Origin of the sequence: Flammeovirga kamogawensis (assembly GCF_018736065.1) — a bacterium.
Lineage (GTDB): Bacteria > Bacteroidota > Bacteroidia > Cytophagales > Flammeovirgaceae > Flammeovirga > Flammeovirga kamogawensis.
On sequence record NZ_CP076129.1, the window covers coordinates 1,222,121 to 1,247,314 of the forward strand.

The following is a 25,194-nucleotide window of genomic DNA, read 5'->3' on the forward strand; positions in this document are numbered from 1 at the left end:
ACCATTTTCGTCACTGAATGGTCTTCGGTTGTATTTCGTCTCAAAGTCATCAACATCAAGTTTATCAAAACAACCTATGTTTATACTATGCTTCTCATGGAAAAGTAACCAATATTCTTCATACCCTTCTATTTTTGAATTAAAATCCTGCTAATCTTAAAGTCCTACTTAATCCTGGTGTAAAGGTTGTTTAATTCTGTGGAGTAACTTTAATTACAGTTTCATTATTCACTATCTGTAAATATTGTTTATAATCATTAGAACTAATTACTTTATCATTAAGGTTCTCAAGTATTCTAGTTAACCTGTCAGTAAATTCATTAAGTACTACTTCTCCAAAATTCATCTCTTTTTTAAGAATTTTGATTGGTTCTTTATAATCTCTAGATTCAAAAGTCATTCTAATTGTATCATTTCTTAAATGATCAACCCATGTAGTAGCAAACATACTAGAACCTTCATATAATCGAGTTTTATCAGAAGTGATAAATAGGAAATTAGTATTGCATTTTGTTAAAAATTCTATACTTACTTGACTAAATATATATGGAGTTTTACGAATTGATAATGTATCATATGGTCGAGTAATGTCAATTAGATAAACTTTTTCTACCCATGAATATTTTGAGAAAATTCCCATTATTTTTTCTGTAAAATTGGAGAAATCAATATTAGTATAGTACACGCCTTTCTTTTATTTTTTTACACAAACATTCCCTGCAACAACCCCTTCTTCCACTCCTTAACTCCTTCCAACTCTTTACCAACTACCTCAATCTTCCTATCTAAAGAAGTTAAGAAATTAGCAATTTTTTGTTGTTCGGGGAAAGAAGGTAATTCGATTTTAATTTTAGAAACCCGACCAGTTGAAATACTAAGTACTTTAGTTCCTTGAGCTATGAACATCATTTGTTTTCTAAATTTCCAACTTTTAGCATAATGACTTAGAAAACCATTATAGATTTTTTTAGAGTTAGTTTGTCGTGCTAAAAATGTATGTAGACCAGCTAATACTTTTTTATTATTCAAGTCTTTCACCTCAATTAGTTTACCTATATCAGCATAATCTTCAGAAGCATCTGCAATCACTAAATCACCAACTTCACAATAAGCCTCAGGTTTTATTTTTGATAGACTAACATCGGTATTAATGTAAGGAACTATTTCGTCCTGAAAAGAGAATTGTGATTTAAACTTTGTATGGATATCCCCATAATGAATATTATAAACGTTTGGAATTTCATAGTTAAGTTTTTCTCTTGAAAGAGAGTTTGTAGAGATGAATTTATATAAGTCTCCAAAGTTGATCTCTTCCCACTCCTCAAACTCACTACCATCATCGGCTTTAAACCTAATCTCCCTAGAGAATATCTTTTGCATGACGCCTTTCTTGTACTCCTCTAAAAGCGATTTTTTCTCCTCTAATTGTCCGATTTTTTTATCTACTGAGGATAAGAAGTCGGCGATTTTTTGTTGTTCGGGGAGAGTGGGAGTTGGAATAGTAACTTTTGCTAATTGTTTCGTTGATAAACCCAAGACCTTAGTTCCTTGAGCAACTACCATGATTTGCTTTCTCAAAGTCCATGACTGTAAAGAATAGCCTGTAAAACCTTTAGCAAAGTCTTCTTTTGGTCTTGCTAATAGTGTATGAAGACCTGCTAGGACTTTATAAGTATTAAGGTTGATGAGCTCGATAGATTTACCAATGTCATTATAGTCTTCTGATGCATCTGCTATCACTAAATCACCTTCTTTACAATAACTTTCTTCTTTTATCTTTGCGAGACTTACATCTTCATTTATGAAAGGAACATACTCATTAGAAAGGCTAAACATTGCCTGAAACTTAGTATGAATATCTCCATAGTGAAGATTCTTAACCGATCCACCTTCATAGTTCAGTTTATCTCTAGAGAGTGAATTAGTAGTATAGAAGTTATACTTTTCTCCAAACTTTGGCACAGCCCACTCCCCACTAAACTCAGGAAATCTCAATACAGGAATATTATTTTTTACTTCAGTCATGGCTTAGAAAGGCGTTTTAATGTTCAACTGATTACAGAAATCTTGGATCGTTGTATCTGTTTCTTCCATTTCAACCGCTAGATTTTGCAATCTATCCGAAACAGCATCTAAGTCCACTTGTGCTTCCTCCTCAAAAGTATCTACATAACGAGGAATATTGAGGTTGTAATCGTTTTCTTTTACCTCCTCCAATGAAGCCACATGAGCATATTTCTCTTCCTCCTTTCTTTCTGCATAGGTAGAGATAATTTTTTCCACATCCTCCTGACGTAAGTAGTTTTGATTCTTCGCCTTCTCGAAGTGTTGTGAAGCATCTACAAAAAGAATAGCATCGTCTTTCTTACGGCATTTTTTGAAGACCAAAATACACGTTGGAATACTCGTACCATAGAAAATATTTGCAGGAAGACCGATCACCGCATCTAAGTAATTGTTCTCTTCAATCAGATGCTTACGGATATGACCTTCGGCTGCACCTCTAAACAATACACCATGAGGAAGTACCACTGCCATTGTTCCGTTTTCACCTAAGTGATGTACCATGTGTTGTACAAAGGCAAAATCTGCTTTCGACTTAGGGGCTAATTTTCCATACTCACTAAAACGATCATCCGACAAATGTATAGGGTTAGCAGACCACTGTGCTGAGAAAGGAGGATTGGCTACGATGGCTTCAAACTGCGAGTCTCTATGTTGTGGATTCTCTAACGTATCTTCTTGCTGTATATCGAATTCATTGTAACGTACCCCATGCAAAATCATGTTCATACGTGCCAAGTTGTAAGTTGTTCTATTCAACTCCTGACCATAGAAATGGGCTACTTCTTTCACTTGTTTTGCAACACGAAGGAGTAAAGATCCAGAGCCACAAGTAGGGTCATACACCGATTGTAGCTTGTCTTTACCTACCGTTACCAACTGTGCTAAGATTTGAGAAACAGATTGAGGCGTATAAAACTCACCCGCTTTTTTACCTGCTCCAGAAGCAAACTGACCGATCAGGTATTCATACGCATCACCTAAAACATCAATCTCCGTATTTTCTAATTGGAAATCAATTTGGTTTAAGTGGAAAAGCACTTTAGAAATTAAATCATTTTTCGCTTTCTCTGTTTTCCCTAGCTTAGAAGACGTAAGGTCTAGCTCTTCAAACAAACCACTAAACTCTTCCTCACTGTCCGTACCCATTGTACTTTGCTCAATGTGGTTCAATACATCGCGCAATTTTTCTATAATAAAAGAGTCTTGTTCTTGCCCTTCTTCTGCAAGCACTCTAAATAATTCGCTCGGTAATAAGAAATACCCCAAAGATTCTAAGGCTTCCTCTCTAATGGCTTCTAAATATTCCTTTCCTTCTTCAGAGGCTTCTTTAATCTCCGAAAACTTCATTTCATCTTCCTCCAAAATTTTATCAGCAAATAATTCCATTCGCTCCGAAAGGTATTTGTAGAAGATAAAACCCAATATATAATCACGGAACTCATCAGCTCCCATATTTCCTCTTAACTCATTGGCGATGTTCCATAACTGTCGCTCAATCTGACCTTTATGGTCTACATTATTTGCTATTTCTGACATGATAACATTTTGTTCATTTCTACCTTTATAAAGTCCTTAAAAAGGTGTGTCGAATTTAAACTTTATTTCAGTCAAAAACATAAAAAAGGGTAGCATTTTATTTACTTTACCATTATTTTGAATAATGTTTAAAAACTGTATTTCACCTAATAGTAAACATCTTATTTAAAATAACAGATAATATAAACTAAAGCAGTTGATGAAATCAGATCTTAGAAAGATGTTTTTAGTAGATATGTGAAAAAAATAAGGAATTAAGAATACGTTTCTCCCATAAACACAACCAATCCAATTTTGTATATCAAAATAATAATCTTTTAATAGATCAATTATCAAATTATTTTAATCAAAAAGTACGTAATTAGAGTAAATAGCCTTTATATTTAAAAAAAATAAGCTTTTTAGACTCAACATACGCTACTATGAAATACTTCTACTTAATACTACTATGTTTATTTACATCTATACATTTATTTGGGCAAACTGATTATAAAGTATATTCTGCTGTTCCAACATATGCAAAATCAATCTACTTTTCAGATGAATTTGAAGATAATACCAATGAATGGACAATTGTTCCTTATCTCTCAGATGATGTTCGTGAGAGTAAAATTAAAAAAGGAGAATATCGTCTAACATCTTATGATAAAGATGAAGTTGTGGTAGAAATAAAGTCTGGCTTTGGTTATACAGATTTAGACGATTATGAAATTGAAGTTGCCATTAAACATAACGATTATCAGCGTTCTAATGCAAATGGGGTAGTATGGGCAATGTCTCCTGATGGGAATAATGCATATGGTATAGCTTTTAATGCAATTGGAGAATACTACATACAAGAATTATTTGATGGGCAGGAAAATGATCTTGTTCCTTGGACGTACCATGATGCAGTTTTAAGAGATGATTTTAACAAAATTACAATTCGTAAAATTGAAGATTGGTATTATTTATTTATAAATGAACAATTTGTATATATGTTCCCTTTTGAAGAGTTACATATTAACGACGATGTAACGGGCTTTTTTGCAGAAGGAACAGCAATTGCGATTGATTATATTAAAGTTACGGAAGTTTTAACTGATAAAATAAGGACTGCACCAGCCACTTCTTCTCGTGTTGCTGTTCAGCCTACAAATAATACCAGAGCATTAGTTAGGACTGAAACAACGAATACAACTGTTCACGCAAACGGAGATTATTATGCTTTAATTATTGGAGTACAAGATTATATAGATAATAGTGTAAAAGACTTACGTTTTCCAATAAGAGATGCCACGCGTATTCATGATGTACTCGTGGGTAAATATGGCTTTACAGATAACCATATTATCTTTTTAAAAAACCCGACTAGATCTGAAGTTTTTAAGGCATTTAATACACTAAGAGCCAATGTTAAATCTACAGACAATTTACTCATATTTTATGCTGGACATGGTTATTATGACCAAAAAGTAAATGAGGGATATTGGTTGCCTTCTGATGCCGTAGAAGGAGACGATTCTGGTTGGATTGCAAACTCTAGTTTGAGTACTAAACTTAAAGGAATTGATAGTAAACACACTTTATTGATTTCTGATGCTTGTTTTGGAGGAAGTATATTTAAGCCTTCCCGCTCAGCTTTTGCCAATGCAGAAAAATCAATTACTTCTTATTATGAAAAGAAATCTAGAAAAGGCATGACAAGCGGTACTTTAAAAACAGTACCCGATGAGAGTGTTTTTGCAAAGTATTTAATCAAAACTTTAGAAGAGAATAATAAGCAATACTTATCTTCATCATCTTTGTTTTATAGCTTTAATGAAGCCGTAGCAAATAACAGTCTAAATGCACCTCAATATGGTGTTTTATTTGGAGTAGGTGATGAAGGAGGACAGTTTATTTTTATCAAGAAATAATTCAACTTACCTCATCTAATAATTACTTTCACATCTATTAAATATTTATTTAGTTTAATATGAAACAAAAAATCAACTAAAGCAGTTTATATAATCAGAAGTTAGATGAATGCGCTTAGTAGATAAGTGATAAAAAAATTGAGAGAGTTAAGTTCATGAAAAACCTTGTTGGTATTGCCGGCGAGGTTTTTTTGTTTGTGGAATGATTTAAGTAGTTACCCTTTTATAAGCATAAAAAAAGGTGCTACACCATATAAATTGATGTAGCACCTTCTTTGAAATACTTTCTGAGTAAGATTAATTTTTACCTTTATCTTTTCCTCCACCTAAAATTATAGCAGTACCTAAGCTAAGTGTAGATATATTATTGTTATCGCTTAGATTAAGAGATTCCCATTCTAAACGGAACTGTAATCTTTGTGCAACTTCAACACCTACGCCAACAGCCCACATAAAATCTGTGCTTTTATCTACCCCAACTAAAGAAGCAACCTCTCCAGTATTATCATATTGTCCAAAAAAGGCACCTGCTTTAGCAAATCCAAAGAAAGGACCGATATGAATTGTACCTTTTAAAGCAACATCCCAACCAGTAATATTTGTTTCCATTAGGCTACCATTAATCATAGATTGAGCACTACCCACACTTCTATAACCACCTTCAACGCCTAAAAACTTGTTACCAAGGCCACCATATACTTTCCAGCTACCTGTATTATCATTTACTTTAAAATCTTGACCACTAATGTTTCCAAGGTTATGGTTAATAAATGAATTACCACCACTTGCACCAACATAAAACTGTGCGTTAGATTCGAAAGAAATTAATAACAATGCACCGAATATAAACAATAAACTTTTTTTCATGATAATTTTAATTTTGTGTTTTTAAATAACTTCTATCATCTAAACGCCTGTTTATGAGGTCTTTTTAGATAGATTTTGGTCATCTTTTTATAAAAAATGATTTTCATCGCTAAAAAGGTATCAATTAGGCAATATTGTTACTTTTAGTTGGAATGTGTTATTTTTTAACTAGAATATATAAATTTTAGATTAAAAAGATCACGTTTTAAAAGCTATACCTATTAATACTATAAGTAAGTAAAATGAAAAAACACTTCTTGTAGTTGTTTATTTCTCTTATTAAATCAATCTAAATTATTATTATGAATAAATTTAAGTTCGAGTCAACACTAGCATACTGGGAAGAGTTATTAGATGGTCAAAGAATTGGTGATACAATTCAATTTAATAATGAAAAAGGCAAAGGTAAGTTAGAAGGTTTTAGATTATCTGATGAAATAGAAATGTTCCGTCTTGATATGGAGTTAACTCAAGAACTTCACATTAATAATAAACAAGATAATGTTGATTTTATTCCTTTATTTTTTGGCGAATCTGTAGATCAGACCTTAACAATGGATGAGAAGGAAGAGAAAGTTAAAGAATTTAATAATAATTCTATTGGTGCTTTTTGTACTAATGTAAATAAGTCATTACAATGGAAATTTCCTGTAAAGAAGAATTTAAAATTTGTAACGCTTAAAGTTAAAAAGGAGTTGTTTTATAATTTAGTAGAAAAGTCTGAAAAACTTAAAAATGTATTAAGCAAAGAACAAATCTTTTTTGAATTTGAAGAGTTTGACCCTAAGATGAGAGAATTCTTTAATAAAATACATAGTATTGAGGGCACTGGTATTTTTGATTTAGATTTTATGGAAAATTACGCAAATAACCTCCTACTATTATTTTTCAAAAATATTTTAGCAAGAGAGGATATTTCGGAAACAAAAAAATACCCATTTAATGTAGATCCAGTATTTAAGGCACAAACTATTTTAGAAAATACTTTAGATAGACCAGTAAGTATAGATAATTTAGCAGAAGATTGTGGCATTAGTGAAAGTAGATTGCGCTTTTTATTTAAACATGTTTTTGGAACTACAATACATCAATACCACCAGGATTTAAGATTAAATAAATCTCGTTTCTTATTAAGAAAAGGAAGTAAGACCATGTCTATGATTGCAATGGATTTAGGTTTTTCAAGTTCAAGTCATTTCTCTATGGTATTTAAAAAACAATATAAAGTAACGCCAAAACAATTTAAGAATAATCATTTTGCAATGGCGTAAACCATAAATTATAGATATATAAAGGAAGGCATTTTAACAAAGCGTTAAAGTGTCTTTTTTTTGTTTTAAGTAATTGATAGTTAGGTAATTAAAATCATTACCAAAAATCGATATTTATCATTTTATGATCAAATGTTTATAATCTACCTCTCCAAAATACAGTTTATATAAGTGTACTAAGAAATTATTAAAGAATAAAAATTTCAAAGGTACACAGTTTTCATCTAGGTGAAAAAGTAACTAAAAAGTAAAAAAGAAAAAGTTTAATATAAAATTTTAAATAATCAGAATCATGAAAAAACAAATATTATTAATCATTTCAATGTGTTTTTTATTCCACTTTTCAAATGCAGAAGGAGATCCAAAAACATCTACAGATTCATTTGTATCATCTGATAAATCATATTTATTCCAAACACCTCAAAATACAATAGATGGTTCTAAAACACCAAAAGGAAAAATGGAATTAGGTATTAGATTCTGGGATGAAATTGGTATTGATTTCACATATAATCTTGCAAAAAACAGAATTCACGCAACTGGTACATTCGATAATAACTTTAGAATTAACGTGTATTACGATTGGATATTTAATGTATCATCTGCACCTGGTTTAGCTTTATATGTTGGTGCTGGTGCAGCAGTGAAATTTACAGAATATGCTCCATTTGGTTTAGGTGCTAATTTAGGTGTTCAATACTCTTTTGCTAAAGCTCCTATTGCTATTGGTTTTGATTGGAGACCAACATGGTACTTGGCAAGCAATTCTTATTATTCAGGAAACGACTTTGCTTTAATGGTTAGATATAAATTCTAAATAAAAAATTATTAAAGTAATACATAATATATACAAAATGAAAAATTTCCTAATAGCTCTTGCATCAACTGCAGTTTTAGCAACATCATGTAGTCAAACTAATGATTCTGATAGCAATTACATTCCTGCAACAACTGCAGACATTTCTCTTCAAGCAACAGGTTTAGACACAAATACCTCTACTTATGGTGCTGGAAATGGTTTAGATGGAGTCGATTCTGTTGTAGTTGGTATAACATCTTTCCATTTAAGTATTAATGGAGATACAGTAACTTTTGAAAAAGTTGGAAATGAAGGTTCAATTGATCTTTTAAGCTTTACATCAACAGATACTCTTATTTGGACGAACGAAGAAATTCCTTCTGGAGATGTTGGTGATGTTGCAACACTATATCTTGATAAAAATTACGACAATAATTATGTAATTGAATCTGATGGAAATAAAGCTGATTTACATTTATCACATACAGCGTTAGACTTTAGATTAGTGTCTGATGAAGATGACTTTGATGAAGGTAATAAATATGTAATTAAGCTAAATATGTCAAATAGCTTACGTCTGGTAAGCAAAGGAAATGGTTCTTATAATTTACAGCAAGGCACTGCTGGAACAGAAAAAATGGGAACAATGGTGCTTGTAGAAACTGTAGATAATGATATAGATACAGATGATGATGAAAATGATGATGATTAATGTTTTATATATGAATAGTAAAATATATAGTTAAGTGTATTACACCTTCTTACTAATAGTAAGGAGGTGTTTTTTTTATTTAATTGGTTGATAGATAGATTTATATAAAAAAGGTTACAATGTAGCCAAATTGTGACATTTTATTGTTGGAATTTATAAATTTTGATGACTATAGTCACGTTTATAAAAGAGTAGTTTAAGGAAATACAAATAATTTTATAATGAAAAAAGGAAGTACTATTTTAATTGTTATCATGCTAAGTATAAGGGCTTCATTTAGTTTTGGCCAGACGGCAGAAACTATACGGTTTAATGAAGTTAATGATTCTGATTTTGTTATTAGTGAATTGGTTGATCATGTTTATAATGAAGACCCACATTTATATATAGGTAAAATTGTTTCAATTAATTACGATTTAATAGAAGAAGAAATTTATAATTTATATGATGAAGAGGCTATTGAAACACTAAGTATTTTAGATTATTATAAGGTAGATATCATAACTGAGGATGGTTATGAAGAAAGATATTATGATAAGGAAGGAACGTTATACTTAGTGATTTCAGATTTTAATAAGAGCTATTTACCTTATGAGATTGTTAACCAGATAGATAATCAATATTTAGCATGGAATATGACTGTTTTAGAAATAAGTAGTCCTGATAATAGCGATAAAAAAATTTACAAAGTCCATTTAAAACAAGAAGAAGAAGAACAAGTATTTTTCTTTGAGCATAGCGGTGGAATGTTTACAAGAGTTTAAGTACTTAGAAATTCACCCAAACCAACAATTATATTAATCATAAGTTATGTATTACAGAATACTATATAGCATACAAAGAAATAAGTACCGATCCTATTTTAGTTTAGTAGTTAAGGTTTTAATTCTTGTTGTTACAATGTGCTAAGACATAATTTAACTCTCTCTCTCTTATTAATGATCATAGTGTATTTTCTCTCTTTAAAAATAAAATAAGTATATGTAATTCTGTTAGTAGTAATAGAGTTTTCATGTGTCCAAAATAATAGAAAGGGGAAAGGAGCAATAAAACTGATGAGTAATCAAGGCAATACTTGATGCCATCAGTTGCTTCACCTTTCTAATTTTGTAGAATCAACCATAAAAAGTTAAGAATGTTACATCTTATTTTTACTAAGTTCATAATGTTTTTTACTGTAATTGATCCAATAGGTACTATACCTGTATTTATTGCAATTACAGCCAAAAGTAATAATGCTAAGAAGCTCATTATTGCTAAAAAAGCTACTTTAACCGCTGCAGGTGTACTACTGTTTTTCACAATTGCAGGCGAGATAATATTAAATGTAATTAATATCCCAATGTCTGATTTTCAGGTAGCAGGTGGTATTGTACTATTTCTTTTTGCATTAACCATGATTTTTGGCGAAAGTAAGCCAGAGGAAGAGATTTCTCATATAGATAATCAAGAAGATAAAGCGATATTTCCGTTGGCCATTCCCTCTTTGGCCAGTCCAGGAGCTATACTTGCTGTTATGCTACTAACAGAAAAGAATAAATATAGTTTTCAGGAGCAATTTCTTACGGTACTTGTAATGTTATCTGTTGTTGCAACTGCTGGGTTATTAATGGTTTTCTCAACAAAAATATTTAAATATATAGGGAACAGCGGAGCGGCAATTATCAGTCGAGTTATGGGTTTAATACTATCTGCTGTTGCTGTTCATAATATACTTGAGGGTTTATCAGAATATCTTACATAATTTTACTTATTAAAATGGAACTTCAAAATAATCATCTACTCATACTAATGCTGCTAATTTGTATGGCACTTATCGTTCAAGAATTAATAAATAAGTATTTAGCATATTTACATAAGAAAAAAGACTTGTTAAGTCATCAAACGAATTATTTAAATAGTGCACTGACATTAATGAATATATTCGGAATTGTAGCTACTGCTATCTACTTACTAAAAGTAGAAGTGTATAATTTTGAAATACCCATTATCCAGCTTTTTTAGATAAAAATATTAAGGTTAGCAAAACTTCATTTCACCATAAAATGATATTTTGCTAACCTTTTTTCAAAAACATATTTTTATACTTTTCTTCCATTTTATACAAATCTGCTTCTCATGTTAAATCGTTTAATTTATCTAGATGTAAATAAATTGTAGAGAGATGTCAGTTAGAGTTAATTTAAAGAGTAAATTATTTATTAGTGGTACGTTAATAATGGCGTGTGTAGGTTTGAACGCCTTTAAAGAATTTTCGGTATCCGATCAAGAAATAGCTAGAAGAAAAGAGATAATTACAAAAGCATATAACTTTGGATTCCCATTAGTATTAATGGAATATTCTAAGAAAGCGATGCTTACAAAAACGGAAACTAAAACAAATCAGTTTGATCATTTATCCACTTTTCCAGATTGGAAATTCAGGGATGTTGTAAGACCAAATCTAGATACTTTTTATTCACATGCTTGGTTAGACCTAAGTAATGGTCCGGTTGTAGTAACGGTGCCTTCTACAAAACGATATTACTTAATTCCCGCCTTAGATGCATATACCAATGTTTTTTCATCCGTAGGAACAAGAACAACAGGAACTAAAGCACAAAAATTTGTTTATACAGGGCCAAATTGGTCTGGTAAATTACCCAAAGGAGTAAAAGAAATTAAGTGCCCAACAAATATGGTGTGGTTACTTGGTAGGATCGAAGTTCAAAATCAAGAAGATGGAGAAACTATTGTGGCTGATATTCAAGATGAAATTTACATTAAACCTTTAAAGTGCAATAGAAAAATAACATACAGAAGTAATTCTTTTTCTTCTGAAAAATATACAGCGAAAGAACCGCCAATAGACTATGTAAAGCAACTAAGTATTGAAGAATTTTTCACAAAGATGTCTTATTTAATGAAGCTGTACCCTCCAGCTGCTGCAGATTCGGTATTGATTGAAGAACTTAAAGAAATTGATTTTGAGATTGGTGATGGTTTTTCTTTAGGGATGTTTTCTGATGAAGAGAAAGAAATATACAGTAATATTCCAGAAGAAGTACAGGCACAATGGGACGAAAACTTATATGGAGAACAAACAAAGCCTTGGAATTTATATATTAAAGATATTGGTAATTATGGCATTAATTACGAGCATAGAGCGTACATTTCTGCTATTGGTTTAGGAGCAAATTTACCAGAAGATGCAGTTTACCCAATGACTACTGTGGATAAAAATTTGGAAGATTTAAATGGTGAAAATAATTATGTAATTCATTTTTCAAAAAATGAAATACCATCTGTAAATGGTTTTTGGTCGTTAACCTGTTATAATAACAACGATTTTTTAGTGCATAATGAATTGGATAGGTATGCCATTGGAGATCGTTGTCATTTAAAGTTTAATAAAGATGGTTCTTTAGACATATACTTACAGGCAAATAAACCATCAAATTATAAATCAATTAATTGGTTACCTATTCCAAGTGATGCAACATTTTCTTTAGTTTTACGAATGTATTGGCCTAAAAAAGAGGTGTTCGCGACAGATTATAAATTGCCTTGTGTTAAGAAAATTAATAGTTCGAATAAAGTTATTATATAGTGATTGAGCATTGTGAAACTAAAGAATATTATAATTAATAGAATATTCTCTTTCATTTTATATCGAAGATTCTCTTTTTAAAGAGACATGTTTTATTTTTAATTATGGAAAAAACAGATTTTGATATTTCATTAAAAGCTTGGGCTGATATTTTTAAAGCTAAAGTAGTAAACAATAGAGTAGATTTTAATAATGCTATTGGCATTGGTAGTATTGATGGATATAAATGTTCTGATCAATTAGAAGTTTTTAGATTTCAATTTAAACTACATGAAGTATTAGAAATAGAACGTAAAAAGAAGGATGAAGAATATGAGTTTATTCCTGTTTTTTTTGGTGACCCTGCAGATGAAAGTGTTTTAATAAATAGTGATGATGATGAAGAAGGGAAGAAATATACGTATAATTCTAAAGGAGCTTTTTGTTCAAATACCTTAGGGTTGGCAAACTGGAAGTACCCAAAAAATAAGGATCTTAAAGTAATATCAATTCGAATAAAGTTAGATTATTTTAAATACTTTGTAAGCCAATCAGAAAATTTACAAAAGGTATTTAACCCTAATCAAACATTTTTAATTTTTGAAGAATTTGACCCTCGAATGAGAGAGTTATTTACTCAAATATTTGAATTAAAACGAGATGAAATTTTTGAAAATGAACATATTGAAGTATATGCTCAGAATATGGTGCTTACCTATTTTAAAAATATCTCAAAAAGAAAAGAACTTTTAGAGAACAACAAATATCCATTTAATGTTGAACCTGTTTTTAAGGCAAGATCAATTTTAAAATCAACATTAAATAAACCTGTTAGTATAGATTATCTTACTGTGGAATGTGGTTTATCCGAAAGTAGGCTCCGCTTTTTATTTAAGAAAATTTTTGGAGCAACAATTCATCAATACCATCAGGATGTTAGATTAGATAAATCGAGAATGTTATTAAGAGAAGGTAAGAAAACAATGTCTATGATTGCTCTAGATTTAGGTTTTTCGAGTTCCAGTCATTTTACTTTAGCATTTAAGAAAAAATATAGTATTACACCAAAAGATTTTAAGAAAGAACAAATGCTTTATTAAGCTGTAATTAGAAGGAGTAATTAGTAATAATTACTCTTTTTTTATTAGAGTTTATCACGGTTATATTTTCAATGCTCTATATATAAATCAGTAATAAACCGTACTAAAATCTATTTTTAATTAGACATTTCAGCATAAAAAAAAGATGTCCTAAATATTTAGGACATCTTTATCATCATCATACACTTTAACAAAACAATTATGTTAGTTTTAGGGCTATTTTTTTTACTATCTGAAATTGTAATAGATCTCTTTATCACAACTTACAACTATATAAACGTCTAATTATTAGTGAGTTTTGTATACATTAATGTAAATTTTTATCAAAAACTGATTTTCATCATCATATTTTTTTAGCTCTAAAAACAAAAAACATATTATGTAATTTTCTAACTAATTTATGATAATCTAAACACCTTAGATATGGTTTAATTATTTATAAGTGATTAATAGAATGGATTATCATAATTAAAAAAGGAATCTGAAAGTATGGTTGACACTAATGATAAATGTTACGCGTGGGCAATGGAAACCACTGGTTACGAACCTGTATATTTTGAAGAGTTTACTTCTATAGAAACTCAAGAAATTGAAACGGCTTCGGTAGTAGAAAATATCCTTTTAGGAGGAATTGGTGGTGCTTTATTGGGGTTAGTACTTCAGGCTCCAATAACGGGTGCAATAGCAGGTATGGTGCTAGGAGGTTTTAATGTTTTAGAAAAGAAGGAAGTTGATATTGACGTTCTATTAGAGCAAAAAGACGGCGAGTATTCTAAAGAAGAAAAATTTCAATATAAAAAATTTCATCATGCTTACAATGCATGTAAAAGTTGTAACTAAACTAAATAATCAATATAAAAATAGCTTTACGATTTTCAAGAATGAAAAAATATATATTCTTAATTATTTCATGTTTTATGGCTCAGTTTGCACAAGCATCTGGCGACCCTAAAATAGAAATTGAAGGTGATTCTACAATGATTGCATATCAAGATAATCAAATTGTAGCATTAGACTCAATCCATTTTCATTATTTAAATGATGTTATGTTTAGTACATCATTAACAGATCCTAAAAATGCCAAGAAAATTCAAGACCTTACAGAGGAGGATACTGATGAAGTTGATATTCTTTATTCTGTATCTTCTGTAGTTTCTTATTTGGTTTTAAAACCTATTTTAGATTAAAGTATTTTAAAATTTAGAGTAATATGATTTAGACATTGCATAGTAATAATATAAATTAAGTTCTTAATAAAACCTCTTCGGTACTACTGAAGAGGTTTTTCTTTTTTTTAACAGGTTGTTTATTTAAGCATTTGATATTCAATCTATTAAAAGGTGTCAATTCATGTATTGGTACGTGTTTATATACTATGTTTACCAATTAATTTTATAATGGTACGCAAAACACTTAATCATTTTATAACATTGTACAACAGAAAGCGCTTTTTAAACCTATTCAACTTTTTTATATTATTTACATTTAACTGAAATGAAGAAAAAATTACTACAATTAACTACATGGATTTCGCTATTACTTATAATCACCAGCTATAACGTAGAAGCACAAGAATCAGGAAGAGGAGACGTATTATTACAAGGTTTCCGATGGGAAGCTGCAGATGCAGCAAAGAAAGATTGGTGGACAAAATTGAATGGTCAGGTTGGAGATATTAAAAATGCAGGCTTTGATGCAATTTGGTTACCACCTCCATCAGATGCTGGAGATAGAGCGGGTTATTTACCAAGAAAATGGTATGACTTAAATACTAATTATGGAACAGAAGCAGAATTAAGAGCTTTAATTTCAAACTTAGATAATAATAATGTTCAGGCAATTGCCGACATAGTTATTAACCACAGAGTTGGTACAGTTGGTTGGGCAGGTTTTACAGAGCCTTCTTTAGGAGGATGTAATTCAATTTGTTCTGATGATGAAGTAAATTGGTCAGAAAATAGTAATGAACATGGTGCTGCCTGTGGTGATGCTGATACAGGTACACAATATGAAGCTGCAAGAGATTTAAATCATAACTCAGAAACTGTAAGAACTGAGATTATTAAATGGATGCAGTGGTTAAAAAATGATGTTGGTTTTGATGGATGGAGATACGACTTTGTACACGGTTTTAATGCGTATTACTTTAGTGTTTACAATAATGCAACCGATCCGTACTTATCAATTGGTGAGCAATGGAAACCGTACAACGAAATTGTTTCTTGGTTAGACGGTACTCAAAATACATCTTCAGCTTTTGATTTTCCTTTAAAATATACTTTGCATGATGCTGTAAAAGGTAATTACAATTATCTAAATGGTGTTCCTTCAATTACAGGATCTAGAGGAAATCAATCTATTACTTTCTTAGAAAACCATGATACAGAGCCTGTAAGATCAGAATATGGTGATAATTCATTCCCTAATTATATTTCTGATAACGGTCAGTTATTACAAGGTTACGCTTATATTTTAACACATCCAGGTATTCCTGTTGTATTTTACTCGCACTTTTTTGATTACGGAATTAAGGATGCAATTTCTGACTTAATTGCAGTACGAAAAGACAACGGTATAACGAATACATCTTATATTGATGTACAAGGGCAAGACGATAATAGCTATTACGCTGCAATTATTGATGGAAAAGTAGCCATGAAAATTGGTGGAGGAAACTGGTCTCCTTCAGGAGGTGATTGGAACCTTAGAGCATACGGAAATGGTTATGCAGTTTGGGACAAAGGTGTTGTGGTTACATTACCAGAATTAACTATTGAAACACCAAGCGGTAACCATGCAGATGGTTGTGCAACTTTAAACATGTCTGCTACTGCAGGTACAATTTATTATACATTAGATGGAACAACACCAACTACATCTAGTGCAGTTTATACAAGTAGTGTAGAAGTTTGTGGCTCGTTAGGAGAATCTAAAACAGTTAAAGCAATTGCAATAAACGAAAATGGAGCATCAGCAGTACAGTCTGTTACATTTACATATGAAGAAGCTCCATCAATGACAGTTTATTTTAAACCAACTTGTGGAAATCCAAATATATATTTCTGGGGTGTTGTTGGTTCTGCAACTACAACGTGGCCAGGAGAGTCTATGCAACCCTCTTCTAAATACGAAGGATATTACGAATATACGTTAGAAGGAAGCTGTACTAATCTTATTTTGTTGTGTGGTAATGGTAAAATTACAGGTGATGAAATGAATATTTGTGGAGATGTTTGGTATGATAACGGTTGGGTTTCTGAACCAATTGTGGAAGATGATACTCAAGCCCCAACTCTGGGTATTACTCCAAATGGAGGAGAACATCAAGGGAGTGTATCGGTTACCTTAACAGCAACTGATAACACCGATGACCAACCAATTATTTACTACTCTACGGATGGTTCTACACCATCAATTCAAGTATCATCATCTGTTTCTTTTACTTTATCTAGTGATGCAACGGTAAGAGCATATTCAGTAGATGCTTCTGGAAACCAGTCGGCAGAAATTACGAAAAACTTTACTGTTGTACCTGTAGAAGGTGGTTTTACAGTAAGAGTTCAAGGTTTAAACTTAATTCATCATTGGGGAGCTTCTCCAGTCGGTAGCTTTGAGAGTTCAGCTTGGCCGGGTGTTCAAATGAGTCAAGAAAATGGATGGTATGTATTCCAATTTCCATCAACAGTAGTATCTTCCAATCTACTTTTCCATGATAACAATGGGAATAAAACAGTAGATTTATCAAGAGATAAAGACGGATGGTATAAAGATGGTGTGTGGCACGATCAAGAGCCTGTGGCAGCATCAGGATTAACAATTCACTACAAATCTTCATGGGGCAATAGCACAAAAATGCATTATTGGGGAGCTTCAGACGGGTCTGCAAGTGCATGGCCTGGAGTAGCAATGAGTAGCGAAGGTAACGGTTGGTATACGTATACTCTTGAAGGAGTAACATCAACAAATTTACTTTTCCATAATGGAAGTGGAGCGCAAACAGGAGATTTATCAAGAGCATCGGAAGGATGGTACAAAGATGGAGTATGGTACAACCAAAACCCTGAAGGTTCATCTGCAAGAACAAGTGCAAATGATTTAGGATTAAACTCTCTTGAAGCAGAATTATCAGTATTCCCAACACTGATTACAAATAGTTTCAGCATAAAATTCTCATTAGAAAATGAAGGTTCTGTAGATGTAAGATTGTTTTCAGTAAATGGAGGTGAAGTTATGCTTCCAATTCAGAAAGTATTATCGGCAGGAAACCACAAGCTAGATATTGCTCCTATGGATTTAAAATCAGGAGTTTATGTGGTGAAAATGCAAGTAGCAGGAGAGAATTACATTAGGAAAGTTATAAAGCAGTAAATATGATTAGAAATTGATTATTTGATTGGGAACGGCTTCAATAGTTATATTGGAGTCGTTTTTTTATTTAAGCTCGCGAATTTAAATTTGTTAACGTAAACCTATTGTCACCACCTTAAAGTTAATTGTTTAGTAAGTGTATAAAACTATAACAAAACCTAAATAATTATTATGAAGAATTTATTCATAACTCTCTCAATTTTAGTATGTATATCATGTAACAATGATAAAGATGAAGTTATTGTACCAGAAGTAACTCCAACAACTAACACTATACCTCAAACAGATGACAAAAAAGAGGAAGACAAGAAAAAAGAGGAGGAACCAATTGCAGAAACTTCAAAATTCAACAACAAAGAGTACCGTATTTCTAGTTATAAAACTAACAAGTCAAATATGATTCTAACTTTCGAATACGATAAGAATAATCATGTTGTTGGAGGGGAATTTAAAGGAGAGAAGTATAATGTAGTTTATACAAATGGTCAAATCTCGAAGATTGATGTTGTAAATGGACCTACTTTTAATATTTCTTATAACGGAAATACAATCACTCAAAAAATCACAAATACTAATTTTAGCAATGATGAAGTGACCTACACTTTAAATGCTGATGGTAAAGTGATTAAAATCAAAAACTCATCAGGATTTATTGATTTTGAATTTGAATACGATGCAAATGGAAATGTGAAGAAATCTTTAGAAGTTGATACAGGGAAAGATTGGGAACATAATTTTTCAGAAAAAATTGATAGCCCATATGCTCCTGTAAAAGAAGTAGTGAGGTATTTTCAGTTAATGTTAGGGAAAGATCTTCATCAATCTATTGAGACAGAATCTACAAATAGAATAGCCAAATGGTATGGTTGGGATTATATTTATTCTGAATCAGATTTGTCATTTACTCAAGAACTAAAAGGACAGAGCTTACTTACTACAATAACATTTAAAAAACTGTAGTTATTATAGCAAGTCAACCTATTTTTAGAAAGAAAAATCCCTGTTATAACATAATGTTGTAACAGGGTTTTTTTATGTGTTTCTTGTCAACGGATCCTCGAATATTCGTTTTTTAATCAAGTAGCCATACACTTATCTATACTTCTTCAGCATTGATAATAATGCTTAGCTCTTTGGAGATATCTATATTTTTACTTTTTATTGTATTGCATTTTAAATTTTCATTGTAAATTATCTTAGCTTTTTTCCCATTTATAGTTGCAGATTTAGCCTTTTTTGTTCCCATAAACTCAATTTGATACGAACGCTTTTTAGGTTGATTTGCAAAGTTACCTTCTTCTGGAGTTATCGTTATCTTATGCGAATTATCTGTTCTTTTATAGGTTAAGTTGGTAATAGTATACGCTCCTTTTTTGTAATTGATACTTGTCCCATCATCTTCATATAATTTGAAACTAGCTTCTTGGTTTTGTAATCCAGGATAACATTTTACACGGAGATTTTGAATGGTAGAAGTAGTCATTCTAGGTGTATAATCTTGCATTGGGATTGGTAATCCTCCTTTAATAAATAATGGAAAGGCGTTAATGTCTGCAGAAGAAGTGATTACTTGATTGCCCTCAAATTTTTCTTGATTAAAGAAATGATACCATACACCTTCTGGCAGCCATACATTTTGAGAAGCTATTTTGTTTTCGCCTTTACCTGCAGAGGTAATTGGGGCAGAAATAAATGCATCACCCCATAAATATTGATTCTCATGTAGGTAAGCCTCTTCTGTTTCTGGATATTCTAAATACATTCCTCTTAACACAGGTAGTGTTTCAGTATGTGCCTGCCAAACAGTAGAATAAATATAGGGCATTAATTCTGAGCGTAAATGATAAATAATCTGCATACTTTTTTCAGCAGTTTCACCCCATAACCAAGGACGTCTATCTAAGTTTTCATCATAAACTGAATGAATTCGTAATGATGTATTTGTTAAACCAAATTGCGTCCATCTGGTATACAATTCCCATGCTTTATCTTTTGGTTCCCCAAAGAAACCTCCAATGTCATGTGCCCAAAAGAAACATCCTGCATTACCACTATTTACCGTAAAAGGAACCTGAAATTTTAACGACTCCCAACTGCCTACATAATCTCCAGAAAATTGAATAGGGTAGCGGTGGCTTCCAAACCCAGACCATCTGCTGTAGTTCATTCCACGTTTATTGTCTTTTTTAGAATTAAGAAAGTAAAGGTGATTTAACCATTCTAAATGTGTTAAACCATTAATACCTCTAACATAGGGGTACAAGTAATCTTGTTGCCAATCTAACCACCAAAAGTCAACGCCTAGGGCTTCGTTAGGAGCTAAAGCATAATTAAAAAAAGCATTCATGTACGTAGAATCACTTGCATCAAATAATGGTGTTGGGTCTGTAGTTTTTTTAGAAAGACTAGCCATAAATTGAGCATAAGTATCCTCGTGGTTTCTTATGCCATCGTGTGGATGATCGTTTAAACTAACATGTAGGTGTTCTTTCTTCATTTCACTTAGTAAAGCTTTAGGGTCAGGGATAAGTTTTTTATTCCAAGTGTATCCAGTCCAACCTCTATTACCTGCATGCCCAGTACCTTCTTTTGCTTCTTTTTGAGTATGCCAACCCATATCAAAAACCATCACATCTAATGGGAAATCATGTTCTTTATATTCTTGAATCAACGCTCTATATTCATCCGCACTATAATCCCACCATCTGCAATACCAAGCACCTAATGCATATTTCTGAGGCATCGGCACTTCTCCACTTATTGCTGTTAGTGCTTTAAGTGCTGCTTTATAATCTGTATCATAAGCAAAAAAGTACCTGTCCATAATACTATTTTTACTGCGGTTTTCAATCCAGTTGTCTTTTAATACGGGTTTGTAGTCATCTTTAATAATAAACCAACCATCTCTACTTAAAAGGCCGTTATCAACTTCAATTTCTCCATTCATACCATCAAGAGTAGGTACAGTACCACCCAAGTTTGTGGCTTTATTGTTTTCTTGATAAATCATGAATCTTTTTTCTTCATTACCTTTTTTATAGAAAATTCTAAAATTAGTTTGTCCAAATGGAAACCCATCAGTATAATATTCTACCCTCATTCTTGCGGTGGAAATATGCACCCATCCATCGTCTTTTTTAATGACCTCAAAATCAGACGTTCTTGCCGTTCTGTTGGCGGCAAAAAGCGTTGGGTCATCTACAAAATCTTGATCTACCGCATATTCTAAACGAATAAGTTCTGGGGTGATTACAGTAAATCTTGCATTGCCTAAAACTACAGGGTTAGTTTGTGCAAATAGGGTTAGGTTAATGATCATTAGACCAATTAAAGAGCTAATAAATTTCATGCTTTTTAGGTTGTTTTTAAAAAATTAGAGTAGTTTTTGATAAATTGAATTGCTTAGAACACCAACGTTTATGTCAGTGTTCTAAGCATAAATATTCTTAGATTCTATTATCAATAGTATATTTTAGTTTGCTCATTTTAATTAACTGAGCAGTGTTTGCTTTCTTAAAAGGAATTAACGTGAAAGCGTATTCGTAATCTTTAGAAGGGTCGAGCATATATTTAGGCATTGCCCTTGCTCCCCAAGTATTAACCCCACCAACACCTTCCTGTACCATATCCAAATGCCATTGTACAAAGTCAGCTTTTTCAATTTGATAAGGATGTCTTTGATCATGGCGAAGATTTTTAGGGTAATCATACCCTTCTTTTCCAGCATCAAGAGCTTCGTCTGTGTAGTTCATAGCACTTGTATTCAGGAACGATTTTCCATTTGAGACAGCAATTAAACCTTGTCCTTTTTTGTTTTTCATAGCTACCCACCTGATGTCTGTATGGTTGCCCATTTCTTGAGGTCGTATAAATGGAATAGTTACATCTTCTGTGATTTTATTATATAAATCTACATCTGTAGCCCAATTTCTATCACTATAATTTTCTTCTGGTCCTCTACCAAAATAGGTCATGTTATTAAAGGCTTTTGGTAACATCATTCTCATGCCTACTCTTAATAATTCGGGCATTTTATCAGTTTTTTTAATGCCGTTTAATTTAGCATTTACTTGTAAAGCACCATCTCCAAATACTGTGTAAAGCACATCAAATGTGGTGTTAACAGCAGGTAAGTTATAGGTAACTAGAAGTTCGTAAGCACTTTCAGTTTTAGAAGATACCTTTACCTCTTTTATTGTAAATTCTTGGGTAGCCACTTTCCAATCTTTTGCTTTAACCCAAGTATATGCTCCCATATCATTACAAGTAAGTGCCCTCCAAAAACTTGGTGTTAAACCACTATTATCATGAATATATTCTATGCCTTTGTATTTATAAGAAGTAATTGTTTTAGCATCTTTAGAAAACAGAAATAAAACATTTTTATTAGAGAGTTGAACCTCATTTTTAGTTTCCTTTAAAGTTAAAACTGCTGTTGGAGAGGGGTTTGTATAATGAATTTCAGAAGGCAACTTAAATTGAGCAGTAGCAACTGCATACCCTTTAGGTTTAAAAGAATCGGCTCTATTTGTAACCACAGAAAAGTGAATAAAGTATTCTTTGCCTTTTGGAAGGTTTTGAATTGAGAGTCTAATTTTTTCTGTTTGATGTGGTGCAGTAGTAAAATGCATTGCATCAAAAGAGTGGACTATTTTCCCATCAGCTTTAACAACGGCTTCTACTGTAAACTTATCCATAGAAGTGAAGTCGTACCAATTCTTCATTTCAAATTTACCATTTGATAAATCTGTGGCCTTAAATTTCACATTCTGATATCCCTTTTTTACAGTTAGACTACTAGGCTTTAAATTCCGATCAGAATCTACAATTCCATTGGCAAGGAAAGAACCATCGGAAGGAACATTTTCAGGACCAAAATCTGCCCCATATGCTAAAAAAGCATTTCCATCTTTGTCTGTTGTATGTAAACCTTGGTCTACCCAATCCCAAATAAAACCACCTTGTAGGTTCTCATATTTATCAAAAAGTGCAGTGTACTCCTCAAATCCACCGCCAGAATTACCCATAAAATGTTCATACTCACACTGAATTAAAGGTCTGTCGTTGTATTCTTTAGCATATTTCTCCATCCAATCGTGTCCAGCATACATTGGGCAATAAATATCCGTATTCCATTCTAAACCAGCACGTTCGTATTGAACAGGAATTGTAGTAACACTTTTTAAGTAGTTGTAAGATTGGTAAAAATTGTACCCATTTCCAGATTCGTTACCTAATGACCAAGTAACGATACAAGGATAGTTTTTATCTCTTTCGTACATTCTTCTTGTACGGTCTACAATTGCTTTTTCGAAAGATGGATTGTTACTAATTGCCTTACCTTTTTGAAGACTGTATCCCATTCCATGCGACTCAATATTTGCTTCGTCTACCACATACATTCCAAATTCTGTACACAACTCGTAAAACTTTCTTGGCTGAGGGTAATGCGATGTTCTGATGGCATTAATATTTAATTGCTTCATCAACTTAATGTCTTTTCTTATCAGTTTTTCGTCAATAACATGACCTGTGTAAGCATTATGTTCGTGTAGATTTACCCCTTTTACAATTATAGGCTTACCGTTAACCAAGAATAAACCGTCTTTTATTTCTGCACTTCTAAAACCAATTCTTTCAGAGGTTGATTGAATGATTTTATTGTCTTTTTTTAGTGTGATGAGTAGGGTATAGATAGATGGTTTCTCTGCCGACCAAATTGCAGCATTTATTATTGTATGTTGCTGTTTGATATGAACACTTTTTCCACCTTTTATATCAAGTTCTTGTAGTTGTTTAATAACAGGTTTTTTGCTTAAATCAAGCACTTTACCTTCAAACAATTGATAACTAACTGAAACCTTCTCTGTTTTGTTAGATGAATTATTTAAAGTAATATCAAGTGCCAAGTCTCCATCTTTATACTCATTTTTTAAAGTAGTGATAGCCCCAAAATCTTGAATACTAACTTTATTTTGAGCAATAAGAAAAACATCTCTTTCTATGCCACTTAATCTCCAAAAATCCTGACACTCTAAATAAGACGCATCCGACCATCTAAATACCTTAAAGGCGATGGTGTTTTTCCCTTCTTTTAAAAAAGAGGTGATATTAAATTCTGAAGGTACTTTTGACCCTTGAGTATACCCAATTTCTTTTCCATTTATATATACAAAAGCTGCAGATTTAATGGCTCCAATATGAAGAATAATATCTTGCTGCTTTGCTGCGGTACGCAACTCAAACTCTTTAAAATATAGACCAACAGGGTTGTTTTTTATAGGAACAAAAGGTGGTTTAGGAGCAGACATTTCCGTGTATCCTTTTGTACGTTCCCTTGTGTCTGCAAAAGGATAATAGTCATTAGTATATATAGGAGTACCAAAGCCTTCAACTTCCCAATTTGCAGGGACATTAATTAACGCCCAATCTGTATGATTATATGTAGAGGAATAAAAATTCTGAGGTACTTCAGTTTCATTTTTCACCCATTTAAATTTCCATTTCCCATTTAATGTCTGATAATTAGCTGATGCTTCATACGTATTATTCAATGCTTTAAGTTCATTTTCAAAAGGGAAAAATGCAGCTCTAGGAGCCATTTTATTTATCCCTATAACTGCTGGGTTTTCTATATAAGGATGGGGAGTTCTACCTTGAGTAAACCCAATTAAAGGCAATAAACATATAAAGTATGTAAGTAATATTTTATGCATTATGGTAGTATATTTTAAATAAGTAATAAAAAATATATAAAAGTCTGTTTTTGTTGTTGTTTTACAAATATTACATTTATTGTTATCTAAAAAAGGAGAAGTTTCAATTGTTATGATTTATTACCAAATCTCGTTTACATAATCAAAAATAGCTTAAATATTACTTTAATAGCTGTATTTGACTATTTGTATATATTCCACATCAATTCAAAATTATATTAATTACAATTATTTTAAAATAGTTTCCTTTTAATAATAAAAATTATTTAATTGCATTACCAAAACAAATTAA

At 31.7% G+C, this 25,194-nt stretch carries 18 protein-coding genes; 12 read left to right on the forward strand and 6 right to left on the reverse strand.

Annotation, left to right across the window (positions count from 1 at the left end):
* Positions 1-190: 190 nt before the first annotated feature.
* From KM029_RS23150 to KM029_RS23160, 3 genes are all read right to left on the reverse strand, one after another.
* A complete protein-coding gene (locus tag KM029_RS23150) occupies positions 191-640 on the reverse strand; it encodes a hypothetical protein (RefSeq protein WP_144076180.1) in 450 nt (149 codons plus the stop codon).
* A 62-nt stretch (positions 641-702) separates the two neighbouring features.
* Positions 703-2,025 (reverse strand): restriction endonuclease subunit S, encoded by a 1,323-nt coding sequence (locus KM029_RS23155; RefSeq protein ID WP_144076181.1) that lies wholly within the window; start codon positions 2,023-2,025, stop codon positions 703-705.
* A 3-nt stretch (positions 2,026-2,028) separates the two neighbouring features.
* Positions 2,029-3,603, reverse strand: a complete 1,575-nt coding sequence (locus KM029_RS23160) for a type I restriction-modification system subunit M (protein WP_144076182.1) — start codon at positions 3,601-3,603, stop codon at positions 2,029-2,031.
* A 422-nt stretch (positions 3,604-4,025) separates the two neighbouring features.
* Between KM029_RS23160 and KM029_RS23165 the strand changes: the two genes are divergently transcribed.
* Positions 4,026-5,501: a caspase family protein gene (locus KM029_RS23165; protein ID WP_144076183.1), complete on the forward strand. Its 1,476-nt coding sequence runs from the start codon at positions 4,026-4,028 to the stop codon at positions 5,499-5,501.
* A gap of 297 nt (positions 5,502-5,798) precedes the next feature.
* Here the strand turns inward: KM029_RS23165 and KM029_RS23170 are convergent, their stop codons facing one another.
* On the reverse strand, positions 5,799-6,368 hold the full coding sequence (locus tag KM029_RS23170; RefSeq protein ID WP_144076184.1) for an outer membrane protein: 570 nt from the start codon (positions 6,366-6,368) through the stop codon (positions 5,799-5,801).
* 302 nt (positions 6,369-6,670) lie between these two features.
* Here KM029_RS23170 and KM029_RS23175 point away from each other — a divergent pair, with 302 nt between their 5' ends.
* The 11 genes from KM029_RS23175 to KM029_RS23225 all read left to right on the forward strand — a co-directional run bounded on the left by KM029_RS23175 (position 6,671) and on the right by KM029_RS23225 (position 19,146).
* Positions 6,671-7,639 (forward strand): helix-turn-helix domain-containing protein, encoded by a 969-nt coding sequence (locus KM029_RS23175; protein ID WP_144076185.1) that lies wholly within the window; start codon positions 6,671-6,673, stop codon positions 7,637-7,639.
* Positions 7,640-7,931: 292 nt separating this feature from the next.
* A complete protein-coding gene (locus KM029_RS23180; protein WP_144076186.1) occupies positions 7,932-8,456 on the forward strand; it encodes a porin family protein in 525 nt (174 codons plus the stop codon).
* Between the two features lie 37 nt (positions 8,457-8,493).
* The gene (locus KM029_RS23185) at positions 8,494-9,150 is read left to right on the forward strand and encodes a DUF4382 domain-containing protein (RefSeq protein ID WP_144076187.1); all 657 of its coding nucleotides are present in this window, start codon (positions 8,494-8,496) and stop codon (positions 9,148-9,150) included.
* 221 nt (positions 9,151-9,371) lie between these two features.
* The gene (locus KM029_RS23190) at positions 9,372-9,914 is read left to right on the forward strand and encodes a hypothetical protein (protein WP_144076188.1); all 543 of its coding nucleotides are present in this window, start codon (positions 9,372-9,374) and stop codon (positions 9,912-9,914) included.
* Between the two features lie 371 nt (positions 9,915-10,285).
* Positions 10,286-10,894: a MarC family protein gene (locus tag KM029_RS23195; protein ID WP_144076189.1), complete on the forward strand. Its 609-nt coding sequence runs from the start codon at positions 10,286-10,288 to the stop codon at positions 10,892-10,894.
* A 420-nt stretch (positions 10,895-11,314) separates the two neighbouring features.
* Positions 11,315-12,739: a DUF1254 domain-containing protein gene (locus tag KM029_RS23200; RefSeq protein ID WP_144076190.1), complete on the forward strand. Its 1,425-nt coding sequence runs from the start codon at positions 11,315-11,317 to the stop codon at positions 12,737-12,739.
* Positions 12,740-12,843: 104 nt separating this feature from the next.
* Positions 12,844-13,818 carry a helix-turn-helix domain-containing protein gene (locus tag KM029_RS23205; RefSeq protein ID WP_144076191.1) on the forward strand — a complete coding sequence of 325 codons (975 nt, stop codon included), beginning with the start codon at positions 12,844-12,846 and terminating at the stop codon, positions 13,816-13,818.
* Positions 13,819-14,307: 489 nt separating this feature from the next.
* A complete protein-coding gene (locus tag KM029_RS23210) occupies positions 14,308-14,658 on the forward strand; it encodes a hypothetical protein (RefSeq protein WP_144076192.1) in 351 nt (116 codons plus the stop codon).
* Between the two features lie 41 nt (positions 14,659-14,699).
* A complete protein-coding gene (locus KM029_RS23215; RefSeq protein WP_144076193.1) occupies positions 14,700-15,005 on the forward strand; it encodes a ribonuclease H family protein in 306 nt (101 codons plus the stop codon).
* 307 nt (positions 15,006-15,312) lie between these two features.
* Positions 15,313-18,186: a starch-binding protein gene (locus KM029_RS23220; protein ID WP_144076194.1), complete on the forward strand. Its 2,874-nt coding sequence runs from the start codon at positions 15,313-15,315 to the stop codon at positions 18,184-18,186.
* A 171-nt stretch (positions 18,187-18,357) separates the two neighbouring features.
* The gene (locus tag KM029_RS23225; RefSeq protein WP_144076195.1) at positions 18,358-19,146 is read left to right on the forward strand and encodes a hypothetical protein; all 789 of its coding nucleotides are present in this window, start codon (positions 18,358-18,360) and stop codon (positions 19,144-19,146) included.
* Positions 19,147-19,282: 136 nt separating this feature from the next.
* On the opposite strand, the gene KM029_RS23230 is transcribed toward KM029_RS23225, so the two are convergent.
* Both KM029_RS23230 and KM029_RS23235 read right to left on the reverse strand, forming a co-directional pair.
* Positions 19,283-21,535: a glycoside hydrolase family 31 protein gene (locus KM029_RS23230; RefSeq protein WP_144076196.1), complete on the reverse strand. Its 2,253-nt coding sequence runs from the start codon at positions 21,533-21,535 to the stop codon at positions 19,283-19,285.
* A gap of 97 nt (positions 21,536-21,632) precedes the next feature.
* Positions 21,633-24,902, reverse strand: a complete 3,270-nt coding sequence (locus KM029_RS23235; RefSeq protein WP_144076197.1) for a glycoside hydrolase family 2 TIM barrel-domain containing protein — start codon at positions 24,900-24,902, stop codon at positions 21,633-21,635.
* Between the last annotated feature and the right edge of the window lie 292 nt (positions 24,903-25,194).